The following is a 16,206-nucleotide window of genomic DNA, read 5'->3' as shown; positions in this document are numbered from 1 at the left end:
CCGCGGTCACGGGGACCGCCGGCCGGTGAGTTGCGCTGCCACTATATCGGGCTCGCTTTCGGCTCCCCGGGGCCCGCGCTCGCCTCGCCGCTGCGTTGCCCGGGTTGTGGCGGGAGTCACGCCGCGTAAGGTGTCCTAGGACAATGGGGTACGGGGGTGGGTCAGGCCGTTCGGGCCGGCGAGTCCGGCTGGGCGCCCACCGGGCCGGCCACCACCGCCTGCCCGAACGCCAGCAGCGCCAGCAGCAGCTCGTGCTGCGTGCGGGCGGGCATCCGGTCCAGCACCGCGCCGATCGCGCGATGCCGGCGCTCCGCCAACTCCCTCAGCAGGGCACCGCCGGCGGCCGTCGGCACCAGCCGGACCTCCCGCCGGTCCCGCGGGTCGGCGACCCGCCGCAGCAGCCCGATCGCCTCCAACCGGTCGCACAGCCGGCTCGCCGACGACGGCACCACGTCGAGCAGCTCCGCGAGCCGGTTCACGTTGGTCTCCGGGCGGCTGCTGATCAACGAGAGCACCCGTAGCTGGGTGGGCGACACGGTCATCCGGTGCCGCGAACCCGCGGGGTCCAGGACGCCGACGAGCACCTCGGCGGCGGCGGCGATCGCCGCCGCCAGATCCGAAGGTTCCTCCACCCGACGTCCCCTGCGAGTTCGCGTTCGTGTTCCGCTTACCGCCCCCGTCACCGCGCCCAGCCGACCGCTGCCCCGTCCCGGCCACGCCAGTCGAGGCAGACGACCACCGCGTCGTCGCGAAGATCGACGTCCGCGTGGTAGGACTGCAGCCCGCGCATCACCGTACCAACTGCTTCGGTCGCCGGTTGCAGCCGCGTCGCGCGCATGGACCGCGCCATGGCCCGTTCCCCGTACGGTTCGCGGCCGCCGGGAGCCGCCGCGTACACCCCGTCGCTGACCACGAAGAGCCGGTCCCCCGGCTCCACGGTGAACTCCTGTACCTCGTACCGGGTCTCGGCGAACATGCCCAGCGGGAGCTGCTGCTCCAGCGGCACCCGGGCGACCGACCGGCCACGCACTCGCAGCACGTGCGGTGACCCGGCGTCCACCGCCCGGACCCGGCCGTCGGTGGTGTCCAGCTCCAGCAGCAGGGTCGCCACGTGCCGCTCGCCCCGGTGCTGGAAGAAGATGGTGTCCGAGGCCAGCTCGGCCTGCTCGACCAGGCTCCCGCCGGAGCGGCGGGCGTTGCGCATGGCGTTGACCGACACCGCCGTCAGCAGCGCCGCCGACAGGCCCGTGCCGGCGCCGTTGAGCACCGTCACGGTGAGCCGGTCACCGTCCACCGACCAGTCGAAGTGGTCACCGCCCACCGTGTACGCCGGCTCCAACTGCCCGGCGAGCAGGAACGCGCCGTGCGTCACGCTGCGGCCCGGCAGCAGGTCCCACTGCATCTCGGCGGCCATGCTCAACCGCTCCCGGCGGCGGGCCCGACGGTACCGGTCGGTCTGCCGGTCCGCCGCGCGCAGCGTCACCGCCAGCTCGCCGGCGATGTCCCGCACCGTCTCGACCGTCGCCGCCGACGGGGCGGTCGGCAGCTCCACCAGGAACACGCCGAGGCGCTCGCCCCAGACCGTCAACGGGAGGTAGACCCGGCACCGGCCGTCTTCCCCGCCGTCGAGCACCGGCTGCTGGCTGCTGAAGCAGCGCTGGGCCACGCCGTGGCAGGCGAGGAAGCCGGCGTCGGGAAGGTCCGGATCGAGTACGGGCCACAGCCCGCTGATCCGGTAGTCGGCGACGAAGATGTCCGTGCGCGACGCGTCCAACCCGGCGCGGACGGCCCGGTCGGCGGCCTCGGCCAACCGGTCGGGCGGCGCCTCACGCAGCGCGCGGGACACCGGTCCGAACACGTCCGACATGTTCCCCCTCCGACAACTCTTGCTGTAGGGCAAGCATCATACGGAGGGCCGGAGCCGGCCGGCCGGCGCGGTCGGCTCCGTGGCGCGCGGCGGTCAGCCGGAGCGCTTCGTGGCCAACCCGCCGTGGAAGGCGTCCGGCAGGTCCGCCGGCGGGCCGGCGGGCCGCCACCGGGCCACCGGGACGATCCCGTCGTCGGTCGGCGTCCACCGGCCCAGCAGCGGGCCGAACGCCGCGGGTGGGCGCATCCGGAACTGCGGCCCCATCATCGCCAGGGCCTGCGGGTGCGCCGCGAGTTCCTCGCCGTCGAAGTCGACGGCGAGGAAACTGCCGGGCGCCGCCGCCGCGTACAGCTCGTCGAGGGTGCGGGCCAGCGTCGCGTCGTCGAGGAAGGCGGCCAGCCCGAGGAAGACCACCCCGACGGGCCGGCGCCCCCAACCGGGCACGAAGCGGTGCAGCAGCGCCGGGTCGACCGTGCCGACGTCGGTGGCGTCGCCGTAGCCGTAGCCGTAGCCGGCCCGGTCGCTGTCGGCCAGGATCCGCTGGCCGAGCCGGATGGTGACCGGGTCGACGTCGGTGTAGAGCACCGTCGCCTCCGGGGCGGCCTCGTGCACGTTGCCCCGGGTGGGCACCCCCGCGCCGAAGACCAGGAAGCCGTCCACCCCGGCCGCGGCGATCGTCCGCACCGCCCGGCCGAGGAACGCGCGCAGCTCGCGGAACAGCGGGGCGCACGGGCCGTACGCCCCCTCGAAGGCCCGCGCGGCGGCCACGTCGACCGGGAAGTGGTCCTCCCCGCCGAGCCAGAAGTCGATCATTCGGGCGGTGCTCGGCCGGTCGGCCTCTTCCATGGGCGTCGCTCCCTCCGGTGAAGTGTCGGGCCAGCGTAGCGGCGCCCCGCCCTGCGCGGTATCGCCTCGGCGACGCCCGGACGACCGGGATACTGACCGCGAGCCCACGGCGGAGGAGGTACGGCGGTGAACGCGGCCAACGGCGCGGCGGTGGTGGTCGGGGTGGACGGTTCCGAGCCGGCCCTGCGGGCCGTCCGGCTCGCCGCCGGGGAGGCCGCGCGCTGGGGCCGGACGCTGCGCGTGGTGCACGGCTTCATCTGGCCGCTGCTGCGGGTGCCCCTCGGCCCGGTGCCCGACGCGCCGCCCGGCGCCGGCCTGCGCGAACAGGCCGAACGCCTCGTCGCGCAGGCGGTGGAGCACGCCGAGTCGACCGTTCCGGGGCTGCGGGTCACCGGGGAGATCATCGACGGGGAGGCGTCCGCCGTGCTGGTCGGCGAGTCCCCCACCGCCGCGCTGATCGTCCTCGGCGACCGGGGGCTGGGCGGCTTCGCCGCGCTGGTGGTCGGCTCCGTGGCGGTCCAGGTCGCGGCGTACGCCGACTGCCCGGTGCTGGTCGCCCGCGGCGCCGAGGGGACCGACGGCCCGGTCGTGGTCGGGGTGGACGGCTCCGCGCCGGCCCGCGCCGCCGTCGAGTTCGCCGCCGACGAGGCGGCGACCCGCGGCGTCGCGCTGCGCGCGGTGCACGCCTACCGGCACCCGGGCTCCGCGGGGCCGGGGGACATGCAGCCCCTGGTGTACGACGAGGGGCGACTGCGCGGCGAGGAGGAGCGGGTGCTGGCCGGGTCGCTGGCCGGCCTCGGCGAACGCTGGCCGACGGTGCGGGTCGAGCGGGTGCTCACCCGGGCCCGGGCCGCCGCCGCCCTGGCCGAGGCGTCCCGCGCGGCGCAGTTGCTGGTCGTCGGTGGCCGGGGACACGGCGAGTTCACCGGCCTCGTCCTCGGCTCGGTCAGTCACGCCGTGCTGCACCGCGCCGACTGCCCGGTCGCCGTGGTCCGCGCCCCGGCCTGAGCCGGCTGCCCGGGGCCCGGCCGTCGACCCGCGCAGGGCCCGGCGGCCCGCGGCGGTACGGACACGGACCGCCGGCACACCGCGGGCGGGGGGGCGACGGTTGGCCCCGGCGCAGGCGGGTAGACGGCGTGACCAACGGTCACCGCGACGTCAGGAGGCGGCGATGCCAGGACCACGGCCGGGCAGCAACGCGTACGACAAGGAACGGGCGCGACTGCGCGATCTGATCGAGAACTCCGGTCGGGCGGCCGATCAGGAGGCCAACCAGGTCGCCAACCGGATCCTGCAGGAGGACCGGGGACAGCGCGGCGTCGTGCGGGGCGAGCGGACGTACGGCCCGAAGGGTGAGCGCGAACCGGGCGACCCGAAGTGAACGGCACCAAACTGGTCGACGGGGCCATCGCCGGGGCGGTCGGCAGCACCGCGCTCAACATGGTCAGCTACCTCGACATGGTGCTGCGCGCCCGACCGGCCAGCGGCACCCCCGAGGACAGCGCCGGGCGGGTGGCCGAACTCGCCCACGTCGACCTGGGGCCCGAGGACCGCGCGGCCAACCGCCGCTCGGGCCTCGGGCCCCTGCTCGGGTACGGGATGGGCATCGCCGCCGGCACCGCCTTCGCCCTGCTCGCGGGACGTCGGCGCACCCCGTTGCCGGCCGCGGTGGCCTTGCTCGGCGGGAGCGTGATGGCGATGTCGGACGGCTCGATGGCCGCGTTGGGGGTGACCGACCCGCGCCGGTGGAGCCGCATCGACTGGCTGTCGGACCTCGTGCCGCACCTGGCGTACGGGATGGCGGCCGCAGCCACCTGGAACCGGCTGCGACCGCCCTCGTCCCGGCGGCGCTAGCCCCGGTCGGCGCTGTCGTCGTCGGCCACCTGGCCGCCGGCCGGGCCGTACGGGGACTGCTGGCCGCGTGGCACGGTGCGGCCCCGGTCGCCCTGGGACGTGCCACGGTGGCCGGGGTGACCGGACGCGCCGGGCCCCTTGGCGTCCTGCACCGCGTTGTTGCGTGCGTTGCGGCGCAGCTCCGGCTGCTGCGGGTTCGTCACGGGAGTTCTCCCTTCCGGGTGGACGGCGCGGCGTGGACCGCGCCCGCCACCGGCTTACCCGCCGCCGTTGCCCCCATTCCGCCGCCACCGGACGGTCCGGCTGCCACCGGGGCGTGGCAGTCGGACCCGGGCACGGGTGGGCCGCGCCGATCCGGGTACCCGGGTGGTGTGGCAGACGCACGGAGGACAGCGCGGGTCCTGCTGGACCGGCAGGGCCGCACGTACGCGCAGGAGGCCGGCATCCGGCTCGCCGACCGGCCCGGACCGCTGTACCAACTGCTGGTGCTGACCACGCTGCTGAGCACCCGGATCCGGGCGTCGGTCGCGGTGGCCGCCGCCCGGGAGCTGTTCGCCGCCGGGTACCGCACCCCGCAGGCGATGGAGGCGTCCGGCTGGCAGGACCGGGTCGACGCGCTGGGCCGGGGGCACTACCGGCGCTACGACGAACGGACCGCCACGATGCTCGGCACCGGTGCGCGGCTGTGCCTGGACCGCTGGCACGGCGACCTGCGCCGGCTGCACCGGGAGGCCGACGGGAACCGGCCCGCGCTGCGGCGACTGCTCACCGGGTTCCCCGGCATCGGCCCCACCGGCGCGGACATCTTCCTGCGCGAGGCGCAGCAGGTGTGGCCCGACGTGCGCCCGTACGCCGACCGGCGGACGCTGGCCGGGGCGAGACGCCTGGGCCTGCCGGCGAACCCGGACGGGCTGGCCGGGCTGGTCGGGGGCGGCGACTTCGGCCGGTTCGCCTCGGCGCTGGTCCGGGTCGCCCTCGGCGAGGAGTCCGCCGGGGAGGTCACCCGCACCGCCGCCACCCGCTGACGTAGCCCGCCGACGCCCCCGGTCGGGGTCCGCGCCGGCTGCCGGCACCGCGCCTGGCCGGCGGTCACTTGGCCGCGTTGTCGCCCGGCTTGGTCAGGTGCCAGGCCAGCGCGGCGGCCAGCACCGCGAGCACCACCACCCCGCTGGAGACCCCGCCACCCTCGTCGGCGCTGCGTCCCTTGCTGCCGAAGTAGATGACCGCGAGGCCGGCGAGCACCGCCACGACCGTGCGCATTCCTCGGTCCTTCACGCTCCGCACGGTACGGAGGCGACACCGGCCCACGCGCCGGAACCGGCGCCGGTTCCCCCGGACGAGGGGTGACCGGCTCAGTCGGTCTCCAGGTCGTCCAGCGAGATGGCGTGGGTCATCAGCCAGCGGGCCAGGGCGGCCATCCCGAACAGCCACAGCGGGGCCGACTCGGTGGGGCCGTTGGTGGCGAAGACGGCGAACCGCAGGTCCGGCGCCCGGTACGCCTCGATCCGCCACCGGTGGCTCTTGTCCCGCCAGACCGCCGAAGGGTCCATGCCGTCACGCTAGGCCACCCCCGACCCCCACGGGGCCGCGTCGCGCCGAACCATCCTCGCCCACCCGCCGCCCGTGACCGTTCGCGGTTGACGGTGACGACCCGCCGGAGCGGGTCCCCGCGACGGTCAGACGATCATGACAGGGGCCGCGACGCCCCCGGCTCAGCCGGGCGGGCGACGACCGTGCGGGCGTCGTCGGGCAGGCGGCGGGTGACGCCCCGCCGGTCCAGCAGCTCCAGCAGCGGCACGGCGACCCGGCGGCTCGTGTCCAGGGCCTGCCGGGCGGCGCTGAGCGTGAACGGCTGCGGCAGCCGGGCGAGGACCCGGGCCGCGTCGTCGACCGCGCCGGGCAGCAGCACCACGTTCTCCGCGAGCCGCAGCAGCGCCCCCGCCCGCACGGCCGCGCCGATCTCCCGGGGTCCGAGGCCCAGGTCTACGAGGCGGTACGCCTCGGGGGCCTGGAACGGGCGGTCGCCGTACTCGGCGCGGACCCGGGCCACGGCCCGGGCCACCGGCTGCGGCAGCGCGTCCGCACCGGCCGCGCCGACCCGGCCGGCACGCACCCGCAGCGGCGGGCGGACCAGGGCCTCCACCAGCGCCCGGTCGGGCAGGTCGAGGCGCTGGCGCAGCACGTCGACCGGGACGCCCGGCTCCAACGGGTGCGCGGCGGCGTACCGGTCGGTCTCGGCGGCCAGCCGGGCGGCGAGGGCCCGCCAGTGGTCGGGGTCGGCCAGCCAGTCCCCGGCGACCGGCGCGGCGGTGACCGGCACCCCCATCCGGGTCAGCTCGCCCCGGCGGGCCAGGAGCCGGCGGCGCAACTCCCCGGCCAGGTCCGGTCGCCCGTCCAGGCCGGCGAGCACCCGGGCCCGCGCGGCGGCGGCCCCCCGCCGGGTCAGCGGGGGCGGGGCCACGTCGAGGACGGTCACCCCGCCGGCGACGTGGTGGCGGCCGGGGTCGCGCAGCAGCGCCCGGTCGCCGACGAGCAGCGGCAGCGGGCGGGCCAGCCGCAGCCGGGCGGTGTCCGGGCCGAGCGGACGGACCCGGACGGCGACGGCGGCAGAGCCGACGTGCAGGGTGAGGGTGGCCGGCAGGTCGGCGGCCGGGTCACCGGCGACCCGCACGTCGAGCAGGTCGGTGCGATGGAACCGGCCAGGGGTGAGCAGGGCCTCGCCGCGGCCCAGCCGCTCGCGGGGCACGTTGCGCAGGTTCACCGCCACCCGGGCCACCGCGTCGACCCGCTCGTGGGGCACGCCGAGGCAGTGCAGGCCACGCACCCGCACCGGCTCACCGGTGTCGGCCAGTTCGAGGTGGTCGCCGACGGCCAGCCGGCCGCCGCCGAGGGTGCCGGTGACGACCGTGCCGCTGCCCCGGACGGTGAACGACCGGTCCACCCACAGCCGCACCGGGGCGTCGGCCGCCGGGCCGGGCAGCCGCGCCACGAGCCGGTCCAGGGCGTCCCGCAGCTCGGGCAGGCCGGCCCCGGTGACCGCGCTGACCGCCACGGCCTCCACGGCGCCCAGGGAGGTGGCGGCGATCTCCGCGCGGGCATGCGCCAGGGCCGGCCCCGGGTCGGCCAGGTCGGCGCGGGTCACCACCAGCAGCCCGTACGACACCCCGAGCGCGTGCAGCGCCGCCAGGTGCTCGGCCGACTGGGGCATCCACCCCTCGTCGGCGGCGACCGCCAGCAGGGCGGCCGGGACGGGGCCGACGCCGGCGAGCATGTTCGGCACGAACCGCTCGTGGCCGGGAACGTCGACGAACGCCACCGTGCCACCGGAGGGCAGCGTGGTCCAGGCGAAGCCGAGGTCGATGGTCATGCCCCGGCGGCGCTCCTCGGCCCACCGGTCGGGCTCCATCCCGGTCAGCGCCCGGACCAGGGTCGACTTGCCGTGGTCGACGTGCCCGGCGGTGGCCAGCACCCACACGTCAGCCGCCCGCGGGCACGGTCAGGACGGCCGCGCGCAGCGCGTCGTCGGCGGCGGCGGGGACGCAGCGCAGGTCCAGCAGCAGCCGCCCCTGGGCCACCCGGCCGAGCACCGGGGGCGCTCCGGCGCGCAGCGGCTGCGCGTACCGCTCGGGCAGCGCCAGGGCCCACGAGTCCAGTTCGACGCCCGGGGCACCGCCGCCGCCGACCACGGCGACGGCGGGCACCACCTCGGCCTTGCAGCCGTCGGCGGCCAGCAGGTCGCGCAGCCGCTCGGTGCGCTGCCGCAGGGCTGCCGGGTCGGCGTGCAGCGCGTCCCGGGTGGGGGTGTCCGGGGTGTGCAGGGTGGCCGCGAGGGCGGCCAGGGTCAGCTTGTCGACCCGCAGGGCGCGGGCGAGCGGGTGCCGGCGCAGCCGCTCGACCAGGTCGGCGTCGCCGAGCAGCAACCCGGCCTGGGGGCCGCCGAGCAGCTTGTCGCCGCTGGCGGTGACCAGGTGGGCGCCGGCCCGCAGGGTGCTGGCCGCGTCCGGCTCGGCGGGCAGCAAAGGGTCGGCGGTCAGCAGCCCGGAGCCGATGTCGGCGACCACCGGCACGCCGAGGGTGGCCAGCCGGTCGACGCCGACGGCGCGGGTGAACCCGGTGACCACGAAGTTCGACGGGTGGACCTTGAGCACGAAGCCGGTGTCGGGCCCGACCGCGGCGGCGTAGTCGGCCAGGTTGGTGCGGTTGGTGGTGCCCACCTCGCGCAGCCGGGCACCGGTGCTGGCCAGCAGGTCCGGCAGGCGGAACCCGTCGCCGATCTCCACCAGCTCGCCCCGGCTGACCACGATCTCCCGGCCGGCGGCGAGGGCCGTGGCGGCGAGGACCAGGGCGGCGGCGCCGTTGTTGACCACGTGCACGGCAGCCGCGTCGGGTACGGCGGCGGCGAGCGCGGCGAGGGCGTCCCGGCCGCGCCGGGCCCGCCGGCCGGTGGCCAGGTCCAGTTCCACGTCGGTGTGCCCGGCGGCGGCCACCAGGGCGTCCACGGCGGCGGGGCAGAGCGCCGCCCGGCCGAGGTTGGTGTGCAGCACGACGCCGGTGGCGTTGAGCACCACCCGGGGGTCGGGCGCGGGCAGGGCGGCGAGCGCGGCGTCGCGTACCCGCTCGGGGGTGATCTCGCCGCGGCGGGCGCGGTCCTGGGCGGCGACGATCGCGGCCTTGACCCGGCCGCGGCCGAGCGTGGCGACGGCGGCGGCGAGCCGCGGGTCGGCCAGCAGCAGGTCGGTGCGCGGCACCCGCCGCCGTGGGTCGGCGTCGCGCATCGCGTCCTCTCCAATGGGTCTGCCTGGCGGAGACGGACGGGAATCGAACCCGCCTGGCCCGGGTACCGGACCACACCGGTTTTGAAGACCGGGAGGGGCACCAGCCGCCTGAACGCCTCCACCGGCCATTTGATCACAGCGCCCGCCCGGCCGCGCAGGAAGGGCCTCAGCGTCCGCCGGGAGGGGGATCAGCCCTCGACGGCGGGGCGTTCCGCCTCGCGGCGGCGGATCCGTTCGCGCTGCGGGACGACCGTGTATTTCGGGTCGCGGGCGGAGGCGACGCCGCCGTGGAAGATCCCGAACCGGGTGGCCACCGACGCGGCGAGCAGGGCGACGCCGGAGAGCCCGGACAGCACGCGGCTGCGCCGGCCGACGAGCGCCCCGGCGACCCCGGCGGCGGTCAACGCCCGGCCGGCGCGCAGCAGCCGCCCGGGGGTGCCGGTGCGGTAGGGCTCGCTGAGCAGGCCGAGCCGGTTCTCCACCCGGTGCGAGCCCCACAGCTCCAGGGCCGCGCCGGCCACCGCCATCCGCCGGGCCGGGCCGGCCTGGTCGCCGGGCGCGGCGAGCAGGCCCACGCCGGCGCCGCTGGCCAGGGCGCTGCCCGCGAAGATGATCGGCAGTTCCGGGTACGCCTCGTGCCACGACGGCACGGCCGTGCCGGCCAGCAGCACCCCGGTGTACGTGGCCAGGGCCGGCGCGGTCGCGGCGGCGACCAGCCCCGCGGCCTGCCCGACCGGGGGCAGCAGCCGGCGGCCCAGCCCGAGCACCCCCCGCTCGGGCAGCCACGGCGCGGCCTCGGCGACGGCGGCGACCCCGGCGGCGGGGCCGAACGCGGTGAGGATCCAGGTGCCCACCGACATCGGGGAGGTCAGCTTCGCCACCCGCAGCATGTGGTGGAACCGGTCCGGCCGGCCCAGGTCGTTGACGAGGAAGTACGCGCTGGCGCTCACGGCGGCCAGCGCGGTGACCCGGCCGGCGCGGCGCAGCGCCGGCCGGCCGGTGAGCTGCCCCCCGGCGGCCAGCAACGACGACCCCGCGGCCAGCCCGCCGGTGAACAGGTACGCCGCGATGTCCCACTTCCACACCGGCGGTTTGAGCACCGGCCGGCCGTAGTAGGAGGTGAACTCGGCCGGCGGGACGTTGAGCTGCTCCCCGCCGCCGCGCCGGCCACCCCCGCGCCGGCCGGCGCGGGGCCCGCCCCCGGGGCCGGTGGGGACGTCGCCGGTCGGGCCGGCGGCGTCGAGGCGCCCCAGGAAGCGGCGGAACCGGTCGCCCACCGGGGGACGGTGCGGACTCACGAGGAACCTCCGACGAACGCGGCGACGGCCGCCGCCGCCATGGCCAGGGCGGCCAGCCCGGCGCGCTTCCACATCGCGGGCAGGTCCCGGGTGGTGACCACCGGGTCCGGGGGCAGCCCGTACACCTCGGGTGAGTCGAGGAGCAGGAAGAACGCGCCGTCGCCGCCGACGCCGTCGGCGGGGTCGTGGCCGTAGAGCTGGGCCTCCGGCACCCCCCGCTCGTGCAGGGTGGCCACCCGCTCGGCGGCCCGCTCCCGCAGTTCGTCGAGCGGGCCGTACTGAATGGACTCGGTGGGGCAGGCCTGCGCGCAGGCCGGGGTCTGCCCGGCGCCGAGCCGGTCGTAGCACAGCGTGCACTTCCACGCCCGGCCGTCGCCCCGACGCTGGTCGATCACCCCGTACGGGCAGGCGGAGATGCAGTAGCCGCAGCCGTTGCAGATGTCCTCCTGCACCACGACCGTGCCGAACTCGGTGCGGAACAGCGAGCCGGTGGGGCAGACGTCCAGGCAGGCGGCGTGGGTGCAGTGCTTGCACACGTCCGACATCATCAGCCAGCGGAAGTCGGTGCGCTCGGCGGGCCCGGTGGCCCGGCCGGGTGGCTGGGCGCCCGGCATGCCGAGGAACTCCGGGCCGGCGGCCATCCGGGCGGCGGCGACCGGGTCGCCCGGCGGGAGCCCGGGGTCCGTGCCGGTGTCGTCGGCCGTCCCGGCGGCCACCGCCGCCGACGCGGCGCTGACCGTCGCGGCGGTGGGGAGCCCGGCGAACGGCGGGGTGCGGTGCCCGGCCGGGCGGGGCTGCTCGACGAACGCCACGTGCCGCCACGAGTTCGCGGTCAGCGCGCCGGTGTTGTCGTACGACATGCCGAGCAGGTCCAGCCCGGAGCCCGGCACGTCGTTCCACTCCTTGCAGGCCACCTCGCAGGCCTTGCAGCCGATGCAGACGCTGGTGTCGGTGAAGAAGCCCATCCGGGCGCGGGCGTCGGTCCAGCCGGCGTCCGGGGCCGGGTCCAGCGGCCCGTAGAGGCTGTTGGCGTCAGGCATCCTCGCCCCTCTTCTCGACCGGCGACGCCTCCGGCGAGCGCTCGTCGGTGCCGCCGCCCGCCGCGTCGGTGGTGGCCACCGGGGTCCTCCGGTCCAGGCTCATCCCGGCCCGCCGCCGGTAGTCGGCGACCAGGTCGAGCAGGGCCGGCCCGGTGGGCCGCCGGCCGGGCCGCACGTGGCAGGTGCCGACCTTGCTCTCCTGGATCAGCACGTTCGGGTCCAGGGTGATGCCGAACAGGTCGTTGGCCGAGTCGCCGGTGACCAGCCCCTCGGTGCCGAAATGGTACGGCAGCCAGAGCTGGTGGATGATCCGCCCGTCCACCCGCAGCGGGGTGAGTCGGTCGGTGACCAGCACCTTCGCCTCGATCACCGACCGGCCGGTGACCAGGTGCGCCCAGCCCAGGTGGGCCAGCCCGGCCTCGGCGGCCAACTCCGGGGACACCTCCACGAACATCTCCGGCTGCAACTCCGCCAGGGGCCGCACGGTGCGGCTCATCCCGCCGGCCGTGTGGTGCTCGGTGAGCCGGCTGACCGTGAACACGTACGGGAAGACGTCGCTGTGCGCCTCCGGCGGGCTCGGGTTCATCAAGTTCACCGGGTGCTCGTAGACCTTGCGGGCCGGGTTGGCCTGCTGGCCGTACATCGGGTTGCGCATCGGGGACTCGGCCGGCTCGTAGTGCGTCGGCAGCGGGCCGTCGAGCACCCCGCTCGGCGCGTACAGCCAGGCCTTGCCGTCGCTCTGCATGACGAACGGGTCGTCGCCGGCGATCCCGTCCGGCCCGGAGGCGTCCTCCGGCGGACGGTACGTCGGCGGCTTGGTCCTCTCGAAGTCCGGCACGTCGTAGCCGGTCCACTCCGCCTTCTCCGGGTCCCACCAGACGTAGCGCTTGCGTTCGCTCCACGGCCGGCCCTGCGGGTCGGCGGAGGCGCGGTTGTACAGGGTGCGGCGGTTCGCCGGCCACGCCCAGCCCCACTCGGCGGCCACCCAGTCCTGCTCGTGCCGGGACTTGCGCCGGGCGGCCTGGTTGACGCCGTCGGCGTACACGCCGGTGTAGATCCAGCAGCCGATCGCGGTGGAGCCGTCGTCGCGCGCCTCGGTGAACGCGGACAGCGGCCGGCCGGAGGCCGTGTCGTAGCCGTTGATCTCACGCAGCACCGCCTCGGCGCTGGGCTCGGCCAGGTCACCGTGGGTCGGGTAGTCCCAGGCCAGGTCGAGCAGCGCCCGGTCGCGCCGGTGGGGGGAGCCGGCCAGCTTCTCCCGCAGCTTACGGCCCAGGTGGTAGAAGAACCACAGTTCGGAGCGGGCGTCGCCCGGCGGGTCGACGGCCTTCTCCCGCCACTGGAGCAGCCGCTGGGTCTGGGTGAAGGTGCCCTCCTTCTCCACGTGTGACGCGGCGGGCAGGAAGAACACCTCGGTACGGCACTCCTGCGGCACGATCTCCCCGGTGTCCACCTCCGGGCTGTTCTTCCAGAAGGTGGCGCTCTCGATGAGGAACAGGTCCCGGACGACCAGCCAGTCGAGGTTGGCCATGCCGAGCCGCTGTGCCTTGCCGTGCGCGGAGCCGACCGCCGGGTTCTGGCCGAGCAGGAAGTACCCCTTCACCTTCCCGTCGATCATGTTCAGCACCTGCTGGTACGTGCCGTGGTCGCCGGTCATCCGGGGCAGGTACCCGTAGCCGAAGTCGTTGTCCGGCGTCGCGGCGTCGCCCCAGTACGCCTTGAGCAGGCTCGCCGCGAACGCCCGGGAGTGGCCCCAGAAGCCCTTCTGACCGGGGTGACGGATGCTGCGCACCCAGTCGTCGAAGGTTTCGTGGTCGGCGTGGTGCGGCATCGGCAGGTAGCCGGGTAGCAGGTTGAACAGGGTCGGGATGTCGGTCGAGCCCTGGATGCTGGCGTGCCCGCGCAGCGCCAGGATCCCGCCACCCGGCCGGCCCATGTTGCCCAGCAGGGTCTGGATGATCGCGCCAGTGCGGATGTACTGCACGCCGACGCTGTGCTGCGTCCAGCCCACCGAGTAGACCAGCGCGCCGGTGCGCTCCCGGCCGGAGTTCTCCGTCCAGGCGCGGGCCAGCTCAAGGAACCGCTCCTGCGGGATCCCGCAGACCCGCTCCACCATCTCCGGGGTGTACCGGGAGAAGTGCCGCCGCAGGATCTGGTAGACGCAGCGCGGGTGCTGCAACGTCTCGTCCCGCCGGGTCCGTCCCCGCACGGACGCGCCGTGCGACTCGTGCTCCAGGCCGGCCGCGGTGTCCCGTTCCTTCCCGGTGTCGTCACCCCCGGAGTTGCGCTCCTGGCCCTCGTACTGCCAGCTCGTCTGGTCGTACGAGCCGGTCTCGCTGTTGTAGCCGGAGAAGAGGCCGTCCAGGTCCTCGGTGTCGACGAACTGCTCGCTGACGATCGTCGCCGCGTTGGTGTACGCCAGGACGTACTCCCGGAAGTCCAGCTCGTTCTCCAGGATGTACCGCACCACGCCGCCGAGCAGCGCGATGTCGGTGCCCGCCCGGATCGGCAGGTACGAGTCGACGACCGCGCTGGTCCGGGTGAACCGGGGGTCGACGTGGAAGACCTTGGCGCCGCGCTTCCTGGCCTCCATCACCCACTGGAAGCCCACCGGGTGGGCCTCCGCCATGTTGGAGCCCTGGATGACGATGACGTCAGCGTTGACGAGGTCCTGCTGGAAGTCCGTCGCGCCGCCGCGACCGAAGCTGGTCCCCAGACCGGGGACGGTGGCGGAGTGTCAAATGCGGGCCTGGTTCTCGATCTGGAGCGCCCCCATCGCCGTGAACAGCTTCTTGATGAGGTAGTTCTCCTCGTTGTCCAGCGTCGCCCCGCCCAGGCTGGAGATGCCCAGTGTGCGGTTGAGCGGCCGGCCGGCGTCGTCGACGTCCTCCCAGGTCTCCTCGCGGGCGGCGAGGATCCGGTCGGCGATCATGTCGACGGCGGTTTCGAGGTCCAGGTCCTCCCACTCGGTCGCGTACGGCCGGCGGTAACGGACCGTGGTCTGCCGCAGCGGGCTGGTGACCAGCGACTTGCTGGCCGAGCCCTTCGGGCAGAGCCGGCCCCGGGAGATCGGGCTGTCCGGGTCCCCCTCGATCTGGGTGACCCGGCCGTCGGTGACGAAGACCCGCTGGCCGCAGCCGACCGCACAGTACGGGCAGACCGACCGGGCCACGCTGTCGGCGGTCTCGGTGCGCGCGGTCAGCGTCGCCGAGCGGGCCGACTGGGCCGCTGTGCCCCGGCCGAGCGGGTCGGTGCCGGTGAGCTGCCGGTAGACCGGCCAGCCCTGGATGAAGGTCCGCAGCCCCATCCCGAACACCCCCTCCCCGGTCGGCGGAAGCTGACCTCCTGAACATAGGCCAGGCCGGTGCGGGTCGCGACCCCGGGCCGAGTCTTTCCACCATACGGTTTGCCGCTGAGCCGAAACCGCCCCCGGCCGGCGGGCCAGGGGCGGTTTCGGTGTCGGTGCGCAGGTCGCCTCTCGGCGCGTGGCGCGACGCGGCTCCAGCCGGACGGTATTCCGCGACGGCGATTCAGGTGAGGCCCGGGGACACTGAGCACACCGACACTGGCTACAACCTACCCACCCCACGGGCTGTTCCACCCGGCCCGGGTGATCCACCGCACTCCCCCGCCGTCGCCGGGGGTCACCGCCGTGCGCCGCGCCCGGTGTCGGTCACGCGGTGCCCGTGCGGGCGCGAACCTTGGCGGCGCAGGCGTGCAGCAGCGACCGCGGGTCGAGCCCGAGGCTCTCGATGGCCACCAGGGCGGTGAACGCCACGTCGGCCAGCTCGGCCGCGACGTCCTCGCGGCTGTGCGTCACCCCCTTGCGCGGGTTCTGACCCAACGCCCCGATCCACGCCCCGGCGACCTCGCCGGCCTCCTCGGTCAGCTTGAGGATCCGGCAGGTCAGCTCCGCGTCCCCGGTGCCGTTGGCGGCGTCCAACCAGCCCCGCGACGCCCGTACCGAATTCCAGATCGACTCGTCCACCCGTCCAGTGAAACCCGACGGACCCCGCCCGCGCGAACGCCGCCGGCCGGTCCCCGGGGGGGGACCGGCCAGCGACCTTTTCAGCGGTACGGGTCAGCTGTTCCAGTGTTCGGCGACCAGGTCGGCGGCCTGCTGCTCCCACTGGGCGTACGCGTCGGGGTACGCGGACACCTGCACCGTCTGCGCGGCCTCGGTCAGCGGCATGTCCCGCCACCCGTCAACCTGCTTCAGGCCCTGCAGGAACGCCAGGGTCGAGTGCTCCGGATCGGTGATCTGCTCCGGCGAACCCCACCCGGACGACGGGCGCTGCTGGAACAGACCCAGCGAGTCGTGGTCGTTGCGGTCGCCCAGGTGACCCAGGTTCTCCAGCTTCGACTCCTGCAACGCGGTACCGACCGAGACGACCGCGGCCCGCTCGTCCAGGCCGGCCTTCTTCGTCGCGGCGACGATCGCCCTCACGTTGGCGGTCTGCTCACCGTCAAGCGCGATACGCGACTGCTCGCCCCGCACACCGTGCGGGATCAGCTTGCCCTTGTCC

At 75.7% G+C, this 16,206-nt stretch carries 17 protein-coding genes and 1 tRNA gene; 4 read left to right on the top strand and 14 right to left on the bottom strand.

The window, feature by feature from the left end:
• Positions 1-161: 161 nt before the first annotated feature.
• From C5N14_RS22690 to C5N14_RS22680, 3 genes are all read right to left on the bottom strand, one after another.
• Complete coding sequence (locus C5N14_RS22690; RefSeq protein ID WP_117670422.1) at positions 162-632, bottom strand: MarR family transcriptional regulator; 471 nt, start codon at positions 630-632, stop codon at positions 162-164.
• Between the two features lie 47 nt (positions 633-679).
• Entirely contained in the window at positions 680-1,867 is a 1,188-nt protein-coding gene (locus tag C5N14_RS22685; protein WP_117670420.1) for a PP2C family protein-serine/threonine phosphatase, read from the bottom strand.
• 93 nt (positions 1,868-1,960) lie between these two features.
• Positions 1,961-2,713, bottom strand: coding sequence for an SAM-dependent methyltransferase (locus tag C5N14_RS22680; protein WP_117670418.1), 753 nt, complete (start codon positions 2,711-2,713; stop codon positions 1,961-1,963).
• Between the two features lie 126 nt (positions 2,714-2,839).
• Between C5N14_RS22680 and C5N14_RS22675 the strand changes: the two genes are divergently transcribed.
• The 3 genes from C5N14_RS22675 to C5N14_RS22665 all read left to right on the top strand — a co-directional run bounded on the left by C5N14_RS22675 (position 2,840) and on the right by C5N14_RS22665 (position 4,567).
• A complete protein-coding gene (locus tag C5N14_RS22675; RefSeq protein WP_117670416.1) occupies positions 2,840-3,721 on the top strand; it encodes a universal stress protein in 882 nt (293 codons plus the stop codon).
• A gap of 163 nt (positions 3,722-3,884) precedes the next feature.
• Positions 3,885-4,094, top strand: coding sequence for a phosphatidylethanolamine-binding protein (locus C5N14_RS22670; RefSeq protein WP_091609202.1), 210 nt, complete (start codon positions 3,885-3,887; stop codon positions 4,092-4,094).
• Positions 4,091-4,567, top strand: a complete 477-nt coding sequence (locus C5N14_RS22665) for a hypothetical protein (RefSeq protein WP_117670414.1) — start codon at positions 4,091-4,093, stop codon at positions 4,565-4,567. Before C5N14_RS22670 ends, C5N14_RS22665 begins: the two co-directional genes overlap by 4 nt.
• Here C5N14_RS22665 and C5N14_RS22660 read toward each other — a convergent pair.
• Positions 4,564-4,770: a hypothetical protein gene (locus C5N14_RS22660; RefSeq protein WP_117670412.1), complete on the bottom strand. Its 207-nt coding sequence runs from the start codon at positions 4,768-4,770 to the stop codon at positions 4,564-4,566. The genes C5N14_RS22665 and C5N14_RS22660 overlap by 4 nt on opposite strands.
• A gap of 168 nt (positions 4,771-4,938) precedes the next feature.
• Here C5N14_RS22660 and C5N14_RS22655 point away from each other — a divergent pair, with 168 nt between their 5' ends.
• Positions 4,939-5,592, top strand: a complete 654-nt coding sequence (locus C5N14_RS22655; RefSeq protein ID WP_117670410.1) for a hypothetical protein — start codon at positions 4,939-4,941, stop codon at positions 5,590-5,592.
• Between the two features lie 64 nt (positions 5,593-5,656).
• Here the strand turns inward: C5N14_RS22655 and C5N14_RS22650 are convergent, their stop codons facing one another.
• From C5N14_RS22650 to C5N14_RS22600, 10 genes are all read right to left on the bottom strand, one after another.
• On the bottom strand, positions 5,657-5,842 hold the full coding sequence (locus tag C5N14_RS22650; RefSeq protein WP_117670408.1) for a hypothetical protein: 186 nt from the start codon (positions 5,840-5,842) through the stop codon (positions 5,657-5,659).
• A 77-nt stretch (positions 5,843-5,919) separates the two neighbouring features.
• Entirely contained in the window at positions 5,920-6,117 is a 198-nt protein-coding gene (locus C5N14_RS22645; RefSeq protein WP_007071112.1) for a hypothetical protein, read from the bottom strand.
• 134 nt (positions 6,118-6,251) lie between these two features.
• Positions 6,252-8,042: a selenocysteine-specific translation elongation factor gene (selB, locus tag C5N14_RS22640; protein ID WP_117670406.1), complete on the bottom strand. Its 1,791-nt coding sequence runs from the start codon at positions 8,040-8,042 to the stop codon at positions 6,252-6,254.
• A gap of 1 nt (position 8,043) precedes the next feature.
• Positions 8,044-9,342 (bottom strand): L-seryl-tRNA(Sec) selenium transferase, encoded by a 1,299-nt coding sequence (gene selA, locus C5N14_RS22635; RefSeq protein WP_117670404.1) that lies wholly within the window; start codon positions 9,340-9,342, stop codon positions 8,044-8,046.
• 24 nt (positions 9,343-9,366) lie between these two features.
• Positions 9,367-9,462 (bottom strand) — tRNA-Sec (locus tag C5N14_RS22630).
• A 68-nt stretch (positions 9,463-9,530) separates the two neighbouring features.
• Positions 9,531-10,640: an NrfD/PsrC family molybdoenzyme membrane anchor subunit gene (gene nrfD, locus C5N14_RS22625; protein WP_117670401.1), complete on the bottom strand. Its 1,110-nt coding sequence runs from the start codon at positions 10,638-10,640 to the stop codon at positions 9,531-9,533.
• Complete coding sequence (locus C5N14_RS22620) at positions 10,637-11,680, bottom strand: 4Fe-4S dicluster domain-containing protein (RefSeq protein WP_117670399.1); 1,044 nt, start codon at positions 11,678-11,680, stop codon at positions 10,637-10,639. The genes nrfD and C5N14_RS22620 overlap by 4 nt, the downstream gene beginning before the upstream one ends.
• On the bottom strand, positions 11,673-14,987 hold the full coding sequence (gene fdh, locus C5N14_RS22615) for a formate dehydrogenase (RefSeq protein ID WP_243639927.1): 3,315 nt from the start codon (positions 14,985-14,987) through the stop codon (positions 11,673-11,675). The genes C5N14_RS22620 and fdh overlap by 8 nt, the downstream gene beginning before the upstream one ends.
• Positions 14,988-15,353: 366 nt before the next feature.
• Complete coding sequence (locus C5N14_RS22605; protein WP_117670395.1) at positions 15,354-15,668, bottom strand: MazG-like family protein; 315 nt, start codon at positions 15,666-15,668, stop codon at positions 15,354-15,356.
• Positions 15,669-15,761: 93 nt separating this feature from the next.
• Positions 15,762-16,206 (bottom strand): hypothetical protein (locus C5N14_RS22600; RefSeq protein ID WP_117670393.1); only part of this gene is annotated, 445 nt, incomplete at its 5' end.

Origin of the sequence: Micromonospora sp. MW-13 (assembly GCF_003434305.1) — a bacterium.
GTDB lineage: Bacteria > Actinomycetota > Actinomycetes > Mycobacteriales > Micromonosporaceae > Micromonospora.
The sequence above is the reverse complement of the archived record's forward strand: the minus strand, read 5'-3'. Positions and strand labels throughout refer to the sequence as shown.

Excerpts from the sequence above, each read along its gene's own strand:
- selA (WP_117670404.1), bottom strand. The coding sequence starts at position 9,342 with ATGCGCGACGCCGACCCACGGCGGCGGGTGCCGCGCACCGACCTGCTG.
- C5N14_RS22670 (WP_091609202.1), top strand. The coding sequence starts at position 3,885 with ATGCCAGGACCACGGCCGGGCAGCAACGCGTACGACAAGGAACGGGCG.
- C5N14_RS22620 (WP_117670399.1), bottom strand. The coding sequence starts at position 11,680 with ATGCCTGACGCCAACAGCCTCTACGGGCCGCTGGACCCGGCCCCGGAC.
- C5N14_RS22680 (WP_117670418.1), bottom strand. The coding sequence starts at position 2,713 with ATGGAAGAGGCCGACCGGCCGAGCACCGCCCGAATGATCGACTTCTGG.
- C5N14_RS22685 (WP_117670420.1), bottom strand. The coding sequence starts at position 1,867 with ATGTCGGACGTGTTCGGACCGGTGTCCCGCGCGCTGCGTGAGGCGCCG.
- C5N14_RS22645 (WP_007071112.1), bottom strand. The coding sequence starts at position 6,117 with ATGGACCCTTCGGCGGTCTGGCGGGACAAGAGCCACCGGTGGCGGATC.